Here is an 11,929-nt window from a genome sequence, read left to right on the forward strand (position 1 = left end):
AACGTTCGGCGTGTTCGCCGCCACCCGCGAGTGTGACCGTGAGCCGATCTGGGTGGGAGACAGGAATTCCGCGCGCTTTATTGGCTACAGTTCTCAGGTGCCGATCTACGCCGCTTACGGGTCCAACATGGACTCCACGCAGATGCTGGAACGCTGCCCGCATTCGCCCATGTCCGGGACCGGGTGGCTGGAAGGTTGGCGCCTGACCTTCGCCGGTGACGACATCGGCTGGGAAGGGCCGTTGGCCACCGTCGTCGAAGATCCGGGCTCCCGGGTGTTCGTCGTCCTCTACGACGTGTCGCCGGAGGACGAGGACCGACTCGATCGGTGGGAGGGCTCGGACTTCGGTATCCACAAGAAGATCCGGTTGCGTGTCACCGGGACGCAGGGTGAGTCGCGGCTCGCCTGGTTGTACGTACTCGACGCCTACGAGGGCGGGTTGCCCTCGGCGCGATACCTGGGGGTCATCGCCGATGCCGCCGAGAAGGCCGGTGCTCCCGAGGACTATGTCCACGCTCTGCGTACCCGCAACAGCAAGAATGTGGGCCCCGGGTCCGTCTGACCGTACTTCCGCCACGTCCCCTCCCCGGCCTCGGAAGGGGACGTGGCGGTCGCGCGTAGTTCAGGCCTGCAGCACGATGTTCGTCAACGTCCGCACCCCGACAGCCAACGCGCGCTCGTCGATGTCGAACGTCGGCTGGTGCAGATCCAACTGCTCCCCGGTGCCGGACCACACACCCAGCCGCGCCATCGCGCCCGGCGCGTGCTCGAGGTACCAGGAGAAGTCCTCCCCACCCCCGGACTGCGGAGTGTCGGCCAACGCGTCGGCACCGATGGCCAGCACCGCGTTCTCGAACATCAACGTCGACGCGGGGTCGTTGACCACTGGCGGCACCCCACGCTTGTAGTTGAGCTGGTACCGCACCCCGGTCGGCGCGAGCAGGCTGTCCACGATCTCGCGCACCAGCGGCTCGAGCAACAACCACGTGGCGTGGTCGCCCGTGCGCACGGTTCCGGTGAGCATGCCGGTCTGCGGAATGGCGTTCGGCGCCTTCCCCGCGCTCACCGCACCCCACACCATCACGGTGCTGGTGCGCGGATCGACCCGCCTGCTCAGCAGCCCGGGCAGCCCGGTGATGACGGTGCCGATGGCATAGACCAGATCGCTGGTGAGGTGCGGGCGCGAGGTGTGCCCACCGGGCGAGTCGAGCACGAGTTCCACGGTGTCGGCGGCGGAGGTGATGGCACCGGTCCGTAAGCCGACCTTGCCCACTTCCAGCCGCGGATCGCAGTGCAACGCGAAGATGCGGTCGACACCGTTCATCCCGCCCGCCGCGACGACGTCGAGCGCGCCGCCCGGCATCACTTCCTCGGCGGGCTGGAAGATCAACCGGACCCCGACGGGCAGCGTGTGTTCGGCCTCGGCCAGCGCGAGCGCGGTGCCGAGCAGCACCGTGGTGTGCGCGTCGTGACCGCAGGCGTGCGAGACGCCGGGCACGGTCGAGGCGAAGCTCAGGCCGGTGAATTCCTGCATCGGCAGGGCGTCCATGTCGGCGCGCAGGGCGATGCGCGGCGCGTCGGTCGGGCCGAGGTCGCAGAGCAGGCCGGTGCCGCCGGGCAGCACCTCCCAGGTCAGGCCCGCCTTGGTGAGCCAGCCGGAGACGAACTCGGTGGTGGCGAACTCCGCCCGCGACAACTCGGGGTTGGCGTGGATGTGCCTGCGCCATCGCACCAGGTCACCGGTGTGTTCGGCCAGCCATGCGTCGACGATCTCGGTTCCCGACATCATGGTTGGTTCGGTGGCCGGCCGGGTCGGGAACGCCGTGGTCTCACGCATCACCGACGCGGTGGCGACACCCATCGATAGAGCGTCAGCGCCTGCGCGTGCGGTGCCCGTATGGCCGGAAATACTCACCGATTGTCCTCCTGTCGTTCGATCAGACGTTGCAACAACCTGTCCCTGTGTACTTCATCGCGCGCGATCGCGACAGCGGTACGCGCGAGTGCGAGCGCGCCGTCGGTCACGGCTCGATCCGCCGAGGCGTTCACCGCGGCCGCCGCGAAGTTCGGCTGGTGGGTCACCGCGCCACCGGCGTCGATGCCGATCACCGGGTGGATACCGGGGATCACGTTGGTGACGTTGCCCATGTCGGTGCTCCCGAGCGGTCGCAGCACCTCGAGCTCGGGTGCGATCGGCACCCTGCCCAAATCGGTGATCTGCGCGCGGTAGGCAGCGTTGAGAACCGGGTCGGGCGTGAGCTCGGTGTAGGTGGGCGCGAGCGTCCGTATGTCGTGGGTGCAGCCGGTCGCCAGGGCACCCGCCGCAAAGCATGCCTTCGCCCGACGCATCAGGTCGTCGAGGGACGCGGCGTCGGCAGCGCGAAGGTAGTACAGCAACTCCGCACGTCCGGGCACGATGTTGGGGGCTACACCACCGTCGGACACTATACCGTGCAGCTGCTGGCCGGGCCGCAGATGCTGACGCAGCAAGCCCAGAGCAACCTGGGCGACGGTGATCGCGTCGCCCGCGTTGAGGCCGAGTTCGGGGGCGGCACTGGCGTGGGCCTCGCGGCCGTGGAAGGTGATGGCGAGGTCGGCCAGCGCCAGGGACCTGGCGCCGACGATGTCGGCGGGACCGGGGTGGACCATCATCGCCATCGCGATGTCGTCGAAGGCGCCCGCTTCCAGCATGAGCACCTTGCCGCCGCCGCTCTCCTCGGCGGGCGTGCCGAGCACGACGACCGTGAGGCCGAGCTGATCGGCCACCTCGGCCAGGCCGAGCGCGGCACCGGTCGAGGACGCCGCGATGATGTTGTGTCCGCAGGCGTGCCCGATCTCGGGCAGCGCGTCGTATTCGGCGCAGATACCGACGGTGAGCGGGCCGCTGCCGTAGACCGCGCGGAAAGCCGTCGGCAGCCCGGCGATTCCGGTGGTGACGGCGAAGCCGCGAGCCCGCAGCGGGGCCAGGACTTTGGCGACGCTGCGAGTCTCGGCGAAGGCCAGTTCGGGTTCGGCGTGGATCGAGTGCGACAGCCCGATCAGCTCGTCCGAGGCCGCGAGGATCGCGGTATCGGCAGCGGTCGCCGAGTATTCGCCGGTACGCGAGGGTGCCATGCACTCAGTCTCGCATCAGTGCTCCACCCGGGCGCACCGGCGAACGGCCTCAGTTGCCGAAGGGCAGGTTCTGCGGGGTGACCGGCGTGGCGAGCGCGGCGAGGGTCTCCGCGTGCAGCGAGGTCTTGATGATCGGGGTGATCGGCTTGCGCAGGCTGGTGAGCGCGGCGGCCCGGGCGACAGCGGTCGGCAGCACCTCGTCGGCGTCGGCCGCGGCGTCGACGATCCCCGCGGCGATCGCCTCGTCGGCGCCGAAGCGGTGCCCGGTGGTCATGGCCCGGACGCACACCTGGTTGCTGAGGCGGCCCTTCAGCAGTGCGTTCATGCCGATGGTGAAGGGCATGCCGAGGTGCACCTCGGGCAGCGACCAGAAACCGCGGTCACCGCGCATCACCCGGAAGTCGTGCGCGGAGGCCAGCATGGCGCCCGCACCGAAGGCGTGGCCGTTGATCGCGGCGACGGTAGGCATCGGGAAGGTCAGCAGGCGGGTGTAGAGGGTGTGCACCCGGTCGAGGTAGCCGTGGATCTTGTCCAGATTGCCGAACACCCAGTCGGTGTCGAGGCCGTTGCTGTAGAACTTGCCGGTCGCGACGGTGACCAGCGCCGCGGCCCCCTCGGACGCTTCGACCTTGTCGAGCTCGGCGTGGAAGGCGTCGATCCAGTCGGGCGAGAAACGGTTCTCGTTGTCGGTCTGCCCCTCGTTGCCGAGGTACAGGACGAAAACATCACCAGAGCGCTCCAAATACGGCATGCGGGGAAGAATAGTCCGCACCAGAACACCCCCCTACTCGCGGGTAGACACCTCCCCAGCCCCGTACGACCCGACCCTGAGGAGGGTCCGCCGCGCAGCGGCGGTTCGCGGCCGTCCCGACGATCAGGTGCCGGTGCGTAGGCGACGAAGGAGCAAGCACCGGCGCCTGATCGTCGGGACATGCGGGGCCGCGAACTCGAGCGCGCCAGCGCTCCAACAAACACAGCCTCGAGCGCGCCAGAACTCTAGACTCTCCACATGCTTGCCGAACAGGCCGCCGAGGCTATCGCCGAACGTACGGGAGTGCCGCGTCATCGCGTGGCCGTGGTGCTCGGATCGGGGTGGCAGCAGGCCGCGGCCGAGATCGGCGCGCCGCATGCCTCGATCGCCATGCCGGAGCTGCCCGGCTTCGGTCGGCCCAGTGCGCAGGGACATGGCGGGATGGTGCACTCGGTCACCGTCAACGACAACAACGTGCTGCTGCTGATGGGGCGTCAGCACCTGTACGAGGGTTACACGCCGCAGCAGGTGGTGCACCCGGTGTCGGCGGCGATCGCGGCCGGTGCCGAGATCGTGCTGCTCACCAATGCGGCGGGCGGGATCAGGGGCGGGTTGCGGGTCGGTGAGCCGGTGCTCATCGCCGACCACCTGAACCTGACCGCGCGCACTCCGCTGGAAGGGGCGCGTTTCGTCGATCTCGTCGACGCCTGGGACCCCGAACTGCGCACGCTGGCAAAGGAACTCGATCCTTCGCTCGGCGAAGGCGTGTACGCGGGGCTGCTCGGTCCGCAGTACGAGACACCCGCCGAGATCCGCATGCTGGCCACTCTCGGCGCCGACCTGGTGGGCATGTCGACGGTGCTCGAGGCGATCGAGGCGCGGTCACGTGGGGCACGAGTGCTCGGGATCTCGCTGGTCACCAACCTGGCCGCCGGTGTCACCGGTGAGCATCTGTCGCATGCCGAGGTCTTGGCCGAGGGGCAGGCCGCCGCACCCCGGCTGGGCAAACTGCTGCGCGGCATCCTGGAGCGGGTGTAGATGCTGCGCTTCGGAACCGCGGGCCTGCGTGGCCCGTTGCGCGAGGGGCCGGACGGGATGAACGTGACCACCGTGTCGCGGGCGAGCGCGGGCCTGGCCGACTGGTTGCGGGCGCGGTGTCTCGGTGGCGGTGCGGTGGTGGTCGGGCGCGATGCCCGGCACGGTTCCGCCGAATTCGCCGCCGCGACAGCCGAGATCTTCACCGCGGCGGGCTTTTCCGTGACCTGCTTGCCCGAGCCCGTGCCGACGCCGGTGGTGGCGTTCGCGGTGCGCGAGCTGAAAGCGGTGGCGGGCGTGCAGATCACCGCCTCGCACAATCCCCCCGCCGACAACGGGTACAAGGTGTATCTCGACGGTGGCTCCCAGCTCATCGCACCGGCCGACACCGAGATCGAGCAGTACATCGAGAAGGTCGCCGAACCCGTTGAGCGGCAGCCGGTCTCACCTTCCGGTGGCGTGGTGGTCGATCGGTATCTCGAGCGCGTCGCGGCTTTGCCGGGGGTACTCGGTGGGCCCGGCGAGCGTGCCACGGTGCGGGTCGCGCTGACCGCGCTGCACGGTGTCGGCGGTGAACTCGCCGTTCGCGCACTCCACGCCGCGGGTTTCACCGATGTGCACGTCGTCGACGAACAGTTCACGCCCGATCCGGATTTCCCCACGGTCGCCTTCCCCAACCCGGAGGAACCGGGCGCGACCGATCTGCTGCTCGCGCTCGCCGACCGGGTCGGCGCGGATGTGGCCATCGCGCTCGATCCCGATGCCGACCGGTGCGCCGTCGGCGTGCCGGGTCCGCACGGGTGGCGCATGCTGCGCGGCGACGAAACCGGTGTGCTGCTGGCCGATTACGTGCTGCGCACCGCTACCGCCGACCCCTTGGTGGCGACCACGATCGTCTCCTCGCGACTGTTGTCGAAGCTGGCGCCCGCGCGCTCGGCCCGCTACGCCGAAACCCTCACCGGCTTCAAGTGGTTGGCCCGCGCGGGCGACGGCCTGGTCTACGCCTACGAGGAAGCCATCGGCCACTGCGTCGACCCGGCCACGGTGCGCGACAAGGACGGCATCTCCGCCGCCGTGGCCGCCACCGACCTGGTCGCCCTGCTGAAGGCCGACGGCCGCGATCTCCTCGACGAATTGGACTCCTACGCGGTCGAATTCGGCCTCCACGTCGGCGGCCAGGTCTCCCTGCGCCTGCCCGACCAGGCCACCGCGACCACCATCGTCGCCGCCCTGCGCGCCACCCCACCGGCCGAGATCGCTGGAACCCCGGTGCGATTCACCGATCAAGCCCAGGTGCGCGGGCGCCTGCGCACCGACGCCCTGATCTTCGAGGCCGACGATTTCCGCATCGTCGTCCGCCCGTCGGGCACCGAACCGAAACTCAAGTGCTACCTGGAGGTCTTCGCCCCGGTCGCCGACCTCGCCGACCTGGCAGCGGCGCGCGTCGCCGCCACCGCCCGGCTCGGCGAGTTGATCAGCTTCTGCGAGGCGCTCGGGCCCGCCTGAAAGACGCCGCGTGCCTGGTCATCGGGGGCCGAACTGGCGGTCGCCCGCATCACCGAGACCGGGGACGATGTAGGCGTTTTCGTTGAGTTTCTCGTCGACGACGGCGGTGACCAGGCGCACGGGCAGGCCCGAGTCGGCCAGGGCGGCAACACCTTCGGGGGCCGCCACCACGCACACGGCGGTGATGTCGGTCGCGCCGCGGGCGACGAGGAGTTCCAGGGTGTGGATCATCGAGCCGCCGGTGGCGAGCATGGGGTCGAGGACGAAGACGGGGAGGTCGGTGAGGTCGGTCGGCAGGGATTCCAGGTACGGGACCGGCTGGTGGGTCTCCTCGTCGCGGGCGATGCCGACGAAACCGACGCGCGCCTGCGGCACGAGATCGGCGGCGGCGTAGACCATGCCGAGTCCCGCGCGCAGGACCGGGACCAGCAGCGGCGGGGCCGCGAGGCGGACACCGTCGGTGACGGCCACCGGCGTGTTGATCGGTTCGCGTACGACGGGCGCGTCACGCAGCGCCTCGTACATCAAAATGCCCGTGAGGTCGGCCAATGCGTTGCGGAAGGTGGCGTTGTCGGTGCGAGCGTCTCGCATCGTGCTCAGCAGGGTGGCGGCGAGCGGATGATCGACGGTGTCGGTGCGCATGAAAAAACGATAGGGTCACCCACGCGCTTCCGGTGCGTCCGCTGGGGAAATTTCGCGGAACAGGGAACCGAATGCGGGGCCGGTGCGTCGAATCAGGTGAATGACGTACTCTGCCCGGGAACTCGAGGATTGGGGGAAGTTCGATGGTAAAGATGTCGGCCGATGCCGAGGGCATCGTCGCCTACAGTGCGACCGCCGGAACCATGTCCACCGAATTCGCCACGGCGGCGGCCGCGTCGGTGGCATCGAACCCGGCACTGCTCGGCCCGGTGATGGGCCTGATCGGCGGCGACTTCGTCACCGCCTACGCCGCCGCCCAGGCTGGTCACGTCGCCGCGATCGCCCAACTCTCGGCCGTGATGGCCAGCATGGGCACGGCGACGGCGGGCGCCGCGGCCACCCTCGTCGACAGCGACACGGGCAATGCCGCCGCGATCGAATCGGCGGCGGGGGAACTCGCATGATCGACCTCAGCGGGCTCGCTCAGCCCCTCTACGATCTGCTGTCCAGCTTCGGGAGCGGCGTCGTCGGCACCGGCGGCGCGTCCGACGGTCTGCGCACCACCTCCACCGAGATCGACCAGATCTTCCAGCTCGGCCGCACCGGCATCAATGCCGTGAACACCGCCTGGGACGGCCAGGCCGTCGACGCGGTCACCGCCAAGGCGCTGCGCGTGCAGAACTCCTCGGCCACGCTGTCCGACACCGGCAACGAGATGGCCACGGTGGTCGACCAGGCCGCCGCCTATGTGCAGACGGGGCAGAAGGAACTCGACGGGATCGTCAATTCCTTCCTCACCGACGTCTCCGCGCTCAGCCCCGTCCTCGCCACCCCGGCGGGCCTCACCGCCGTCGTCGCCTCGGCGATCGACCACATCGGCCAGGGCATGGGCGTGGTCGGACGGGTACAGGACGAACTGGGCACCCAGACCTCCGCGATCAAGGAGCTCACCCCGGCTCCGTCCAGCACGTCGCTCGCCAACACCTCGAACGTGGCGACTTCGGCCGCCTCCACCCTGCTGTCCGGCGCGACGAGCGTGGGTGGGTCGATGCTGAGCGCGGTGTCGTCGGGACTGTCCTCGGCGATGGGCGGTGGGGATTCGAGCAGCTCGGGCGGAACGAGCACGGGCAACGCGACCAACAACGGCAAGACCTCGACCCCCACCGGCTCGTCGACGGGTTCGACGGGCACGGGTGTGAAGATCACCCTGCCCGACGGCAGCGTGGTCGAAGCGCCCAACGAGGAGGCCGCGACGGCCGTGCGCTCGGCCATCGGCGCGGTCGGCACCCCGTACGTGTGGGGCGGCAACGACCCCGGCTCGGGCATCGACTGCAGCGGGCTCACCAAGTACGCCTACGGCGAGGCAGGTGTCGAACTGCCGCGCCTGGCCCAGGAACAACACATCGGACACCCCCAGGTGTCACCCGGTGACCTGATGCCCGGCGACCTGGCCGTGTGGGACGGCCACGTCGCCATGGTCGTCGGCAACGGGCAGCTCGTGGAGGCGGGCGACCCGGTCTCGATCAGTTCGATCCGAACGGAGAACAGCGGCATGGAGTTCTACGGCTTCTACAGGCCCACCTCATGAGCGACACCCCGATCCCCGAGGTTCCCAATGTGGAAACCGCGGTCAGCACCAACCGGTCGGGCACCATCTCGGTGCGCGCGACCAGCATGGGGTTGCCGATCGCGCTCAAGTTCGAGCGCAGCGAATACCAGTACGGTGCGCAGGCCCTCGCCGATGAGATCCTGCGCCTGACCAGGCGTTCGACCATCGCGGCCGCGGCCCGCCTGCGCGAGGTGTACAGCGAGCAGGCCGGTATCCCCGACGCCCTGCTGGACAAGATGAACCTGCCGACCCGGCGTCAGGCGGTCGACGAGCTCGACCGCATCGACGACGCCGACACCGGTCAGACGAGCTGGATGAGGCCCCTGTGAGCGCGGAGATGGACGCCCTCGTCGCGGGCGTGACCGAGAAACTCGAGGCGCTAGAGGCGGCGCTGTACGGGTTGAAGCAGGTCAACGGCAGCTTCACCACCGAAGACGGACTGGTCACCGCCGAGGTGAACAGCGACGGCGCGCTGGTCGATCTGCGCCTGGACGAGGGCATCACCGCCCTGCCGCCCGCCGAGGCGGCACAGCTGATCCTGTCGGCCTGCAGGCAGGCCACCGAGACCGCGGGCGAAGCGCGCTCCAACATCATTGCGACACTGAACGAATCGCTCGCGGGCGGTACCTCGGACCCGTCGGTGCGATCCGCACCCGGGCCGGATAGTGCGCAGCGCTGAAGGTCGATAGGCTTCGCGTCATGGCTTCTGGAGACATCGTCCCGATCGAGCTCGGTCTGACCGATGGCGATCTCGTCACCCTGTGGGCACCGCGCTGGCGTGACGGTGACGACGACTACATGGCGTTCCTCGGACACGAGGACGACCTCTACGGTTTCGAGTCCGTCGCGGAGTTGGCTGCGTTCATCCGCACCAACTCCGACAACGACCTCGTCGACCATCCGTCGTGGGCGGTGGTGGCCGGGCTGTCGGCCGCCGAGCTGGAGCCGGAGGACAACTTCAGCTTCGATCTGGTCTCCGTGCCCGAGCTGGCCGCGGGCGAACCCGACGGTGAGGTGGTCGGCGAGCTCGAGGACACCCTGGCCATGGTTCGCAACATCGGCGAGGTGTGCGAGCTCGACGTGGTGACGGCCTTCTTCGACGACAACGATGTCCTCGGCGTGCTTGCCAACGGTTCCGGCGTCTTCACCGGGCGCGACGGCGAGGAGCTGTGGGACCAGGTCGGTGCCGCCATCGTCAAGGGCTGGGACGACGTGCTCGACGCGATCGACAGCATCGTCACCACCCCCGAGGTCGACGCCGCGGCGGTCGAGGTGGCCGAAGCCGAGCTGCTGGCCGCCGAGGAGAACGTGGTCGACGCCGACGACGCGGTCGAGGAGGACGAGGAGTTCGAGAGCGTCGACCTCACCGCCGACGACGAGGACGAGACGTTCTGGCACGAGGTCGGCATCGACCCGGTGAAGATCGTCACCTCCGACGGCGAGCACTTCACCCTGCGTTGCTACCTCGATGACGAGCCGATCTTTCTCGGCAACGGCCGGACCATCACGGTGTTCGGTTCCGAGCGTGCGCTGGCCCGCTACCTGGCCGACGATCACGAGCACGAGCTGGCCCGGGTGTCGACCTTCGGTGACGTGCAGACCGCCGCCGTCGACGGTTCGCTCGAGGTCGAGGTGAGCGACGAGAACGTCTACGTGCTCACCGGCCTCGCCGACGACCTCGCCGAGGGGCCGGAAGCCGTCGACATCGAACAGCTCGACCTGGCCGTCGAATTGTTCACCGACGCCGCCGACTACGCCGACGACGACAGTGTGGAGCAGGCGCTCGCGGCGTCGAACCCGCTGGGTTGGTATGTGTCCTACCTGCTCAACCCGGACCCGAACCGGATGGCGCCGAACCCGCCGTTCACGGCCGAGGCTCAGCAGTTCCGCGAACTGCAGCGCACGTTCGAGGCACGGCTCGTCAGCGAGTAGTACGCGAGGAACCCAGGGGTGACTCACCGGGAACGGACCCGGCCCACCGGTGGCCGCGTCGCCACCGGTGAAGCACCCGGGTCCGGCCGGAAGTCGCCGAAACAGCCCTAGCCGACCAGGACCGCGTAGCGGGGTTTGATGATCTCGTCGATGATCTTCAGGCGGTCGGGGAACGGGATGAACGCGGACTTCATGGCGTTGATGGTGAAGCGTTCCAGGTCGCTCCAGCCGTAGCCGAAGGTCTCCACCAGTTTGAGCATCTCCTGGCTCATGGTGGTGTCGCTCATCAGCCGGTTGTCGGTGTTGACGGTGACCCGGAAGCGCAGGCGGGCCAGCAGGTCGAAGGGGTGTTTGTCCAGCGACGGCACCGCACCGGTCTGCACGTTCGACGACGGGCACAGTTCCAAGGGCACGCGCATGTCACGCACGTAGTTCGCGACGATCCCGAGCTGGGCGTCCTCGATGGCGCCCGGCACGCTGATGTCGTCGGTGATCCGCACCCCGTGCCCAAGCCGGTCACACCCGCAGAAGGCGAGCGCTTCGTGGATCGAGGGCAACCCGAAGGCCTCGCCCGCGTGAATCGTGAAGTGCGCGTGGTTGACTCGCAGATATTCGAAGGCGTCCAGGTGCCGGGTGGGCGGGAAGCCCGCCTCGGCCCCCGCGATGTCGAACCCACCGACCCCGCTGTCGCGGAACCGCACCGTGAGCTCGGCGATCTCGCGTGAGCGCGCCGCGTGGCGCATGGCCGTGAGCAGACACGTCACCCGGATGGTGTTGCCCTGCTCGGCGGCGATCGCCTCCCCCTCCCGAAACCCTTCGAGGGTGTGCTCGACCACTTCGTCGAGCGTGAGTCCCTGCTCGAGATGCTGCTCGGGCGCGAACCGCACCTCCGCGTAGACCACCCCGTCGGCGGCCAGGTCGATGGCACATTCGCGAGCCACCCGGCGCAACCCCTCCGGGGTCTGCATCACCGCGACCGTGTGGGCGAACGTCTCGAGATACAACTCGAGCGACCCACTGTCGGCGGCGTCGCGAAACCACGCCCCCAAACTCTCCGCATCGTGGGCGGGTAGCTGGTCGTAGCCGCAGTCGGCGGCAAGTTCTAGCACCGTCGCAGGCCGCAGCCCACCATCGAGGTGGTCATGCAGCAGGGCTTTCGGTGCACGTCGGATCGAAGCAAGGTCAAGGGGCGCCGGTCCAGTCATGCCCAAACGTTAGCGGGACCAGCCCGCCCCGGCAGCGGACTTCCACCGACACCACATTTCCGGAGAGAACCCCCAGTCCACCAACGACCGCACTCCCAGCCACCCGGCACCACCCAAATCCGCCATGACCGCACT

Annotated in this window: 13 protein-coding genes; 8 read left to right on the plus strand and 5 right to left on the minus strand. The window is 69.0% G+C overall.

Going from position 1 to position 11,929, the window contains the following annotated elements:
- Nucleotides 1-97 precede the first annotated feature (97 nt).
- A complete protein-coding gene (locus tag NC7_RS11195) occupies nucleotides 98-562 on the plus strand; it encodes a gamma-glutamylcyclotransferase family protein (RefSeq protein WP_067981626.1) in 465 nt (154 codons plus the stop codon).
- Nucleotides 563-622: 60 nt separating this feature from the next.
- Here the strand turns inward: NC7_RS11195 and NC7_RS11200 are convergent, their stop codons facing one another.
- From NC7_RS11200 to NC7_RS11210, 3 genes are all read right to left on the minus strand, one after another.
- On the minus strand, nucleotides 623-1,786 hold the full coding sequence (locus NC7_RS11200; protein ID WP_067981685.1) for a M20 family metallopeptidase: 1,164 nt from the start codon (nucleotides 1,784-1,786) through the stop codon (nucleotides 623-625).
- Nucleotides 1,787-1,911: 125 nt separating this feature from the next.
- The gene (locus NC7_RS11205) at nucleotides 1,912-3,114 is read right to left on the minus strand and encodes a M20 family metallopeptidase (protein WP_067981628.1); all 1,203 of its coding nucleotides are present in this window, start codon (nucleotides 3,112-3,114) and stop codon (nucleotides 1,912-1,914) included.
- 49 nt (nucleotides 3,115-3,163) lie between these two features.
- The gene (locus tag NC7_RS11210; protein WP_067981630.1) at nucleotides 3,164-3,865 is read right to left on the minus strand and encodes an enoyl-CoA hydratase-related protein; all 702 of its coding nucleotides are present in this window, start codon (nucleotides 3,863-3,865) and stop codon (nucleotides 3,164-3,166) included.
- A 258-nt stretch (nucleotides 3,866-4,123) separates the two neighbouring features.
- Between NC7_RS11210 and NC7_RS11215 the strand changes: the two genes are divergently transcribed.
- Both NC7_RS11215 and NC7_RS11220 read left to right on the plus strand, forming a co-directional pair.
- A complete protein-coding gene (locus NC7_RS11215; protein ID WP_067981632.1) occupies nucleotides 4,124-4,903 on the plus strand; it encodes a purine-nucleoside phosphorylase in 780 nt (259 codons plus the stop codon).
- Nucleotides 4,904-6,406 (plus strand): phospho-sugar mutase, encoded by a 1,503-nt coding sequence (locus NC7_RS11220; protein WP_067981634.1) that lies wholly within the window; start codon nucleotides 4,904-4,906, stop codon nucleotides 6,404-6,406.
- 18 nt (nucleotides 6,407-6,424) lie between these two features.
- On the opposite strand, the gene upp is transcribed toward NC7_RS11220, so the two are convergent.
- Entirely contained in the window at nucleotides 6,425-7,048 is a 624-nt protein-coding gene (upp, locus tag NC7_RS11225) for a uracil phosphoribosyltransferase (protein WP_067981635.1), read from the minus strand.
- 143 nt (nucleotides 7,049-7,191) lie between these two features.
- Here upp and NC7_RS11230 point away from each other — a divergent pair, with 143 nt between their 5' ends.
- Genes NC7_RS11230 through NC7_RS11250 form a run of 5 tightly spaced genes read left to right on the plus strand, consistent with a single transcriptional unit; the run spans nucleotide 7,192 to nucleotide 10,589 of the window.
- On the plus strand, nucleotides 7,192-7,512 hold the full coding sequence (locus NC7_RS11230; protein WP_067981638.1) for a hypothetical protein: 321 nt from the start codon (nucleotides 7,192-7,194) through the stop codon (nucleotides 7,510-7,512).
- On the plus strand, nucleotides 7,509-8,636 hold the full coding sequence (locus tag NC7_RS11235) for a C40 family peptidase (protein ID WP_067981640.1): 1,128 nt from the start codon (nucleotides 7,509-7,511) through the stop codon (nucleotides 8,634-8,636). The genes NC7_RS11230 and NC7_RS11235 overlap by 4 nt, the downstream gene beginning before the upstream one ends.
- Nucleotides 8,633-8,986, plus strand: coding sequence for a hypothetical protein (locus NC7_RS11240; RefSeq protein ID WP_067981642.1), 354 nt, complete (start codon nucleotides 8,633-8,635; stop codon nucleotides 8,984-8,986). The genes NC7_RS11235 and NC7_RS11240 overlap by 4 nt, the downstream gene beginning before the upstream one ends.
- The gene (locus NC7_RS11245) at nucleotides 8,983-9,336 is read left to right on the plus strand and encodes a YbaB/EbfC family nucleoid-associated protein (RefSeq protein ID WP_067981644.1); all 354 of its coding nucleotides are present in this window, start codon (nucleotides 8,983-8,985) and stop codon (nucleotides 9,334-9,336) included. Before NC7_RS11240 ends, NC7_RS11245 begins: the two co-directional genes overlap by 4 nt.
- A 20-nt stretch (nucleotides 9,337-9,356) precedes the next feature.
- A complete protein-coding gene (locus NC7_RS11250; protein ID WP_067981646.1) occupies nucleotides 9,357-10,589 on the plus strand; it encodes a SatS C-terminal domain-containing protein in 1,233 nt (410 codons plus the stop codon).
- 107 nt (nucleotides 10,590-10,696) lie between these two features.
- Here NC7_RS11250 and NC7_RS11255 read toward each other — a convergent pair whose 3' ends face one another.
- Complete coding sequence (locus tag NC7_RS11255) at nucleotides 10,697-11,794, minus strand: adenosine deaminase (RefSeq protein ID WP_067981648.1); 1,098 nt, start codon at nucleotides 11,792-11,794, stop codon at nucleotides 10,697-10,699.
- Nucleotides 11,795-11,929 lie beyond the last annotated feature (135 nt).

The sequence above is a fragment of the Nocardia caishijiensis NBRC 108228 genome, from assembly GCF_001612825.1.
Taxonomy (GTDB): domain Bacteria; phylum Actinomycetota; class Actinomycetes; order Mycobacteriales; family Mycobacteriaceae; genus Nocardia; species Nocardia caishijiensis.

Bases quoted from the DNA above. Each gene is read 5' to 3' on its own strand.
- NC7_RS11250 (WP_067981646.1), top strand. From the start codon at position 9,357: ATGGCTTCTGGAGACATCGTCCCGATCGAGCTCGGTCTGACCGATGGC.
- upp (WP_067981635.1), bottom strand. From the start codon at position 7,048: ATGCGCACCGACACCGTCGATCATCCGCTCGCCGCCACCCTGCTGAGC.
- NC7_RS11215 (WP_067981632.1), top strand. From the start codon at position 4,124: ATGCTTGCCGAACAGGCCGCCGAGGCTATCGCCGAACGTACGGGAGTG.
- NC7_RS11210 (WP_067981630.1), bottom strand. From the start codon at position 3,865: ATGCCGTATTTGGAGCGCTCTGGTGATGTTTTCGTCCTGTACCTCGGC.
- NC7_RS11220 (WP_067981634.1), top strand. From the start codon at position 4,904: ATGCTGCGCTTCGGAACCGCGGGCCTGCGTGGCCCGTTGCGCGAGGGG.
- NC7_RS11205 (WP_067981628.1), bottom strand. From the start codon at position 3,114: ATGGCACCCTCGCGTACCGGCGAATACTCGGCGACCGCTGCCGATACC.
- NC7_RS11230 (WP_067981638.1), top strand. From the start codon at position 7,192: ATGGTAAAGATGTCGGCCGATGCCGAGGGCATCGTCGCCTACAGTGCG.
- NC7_RS11240 (WP_067981642.1), top strand. From the start codon at position 8,633: ATGAGCGACACCCCGATCCCCGAGGTTCCCAATGTGGAAACCGCGGTC.
- NC7_RS11200 (WP_067981685.1), bottom strand. From the start codon at position 1,786: ATGTCGGGAACCGAGATCGTCGACGCATGGCTGGCCGAACACACCGGT.
- NC7_RS11235 (WP_067981640.1), top strand. From the start codon at position 7,509: ATGATCGACCTCAGCGGGCTCGCTCAGCCCCTCTACGATCTGCTGTCC.
- NC7_RS11255 (WP_067981648.1), bottom strand. From the start codon at position 11,794: ATGACTGGACCGGCGCCCCTTGACCTTGCTTCGATCCGACGTGCACCG.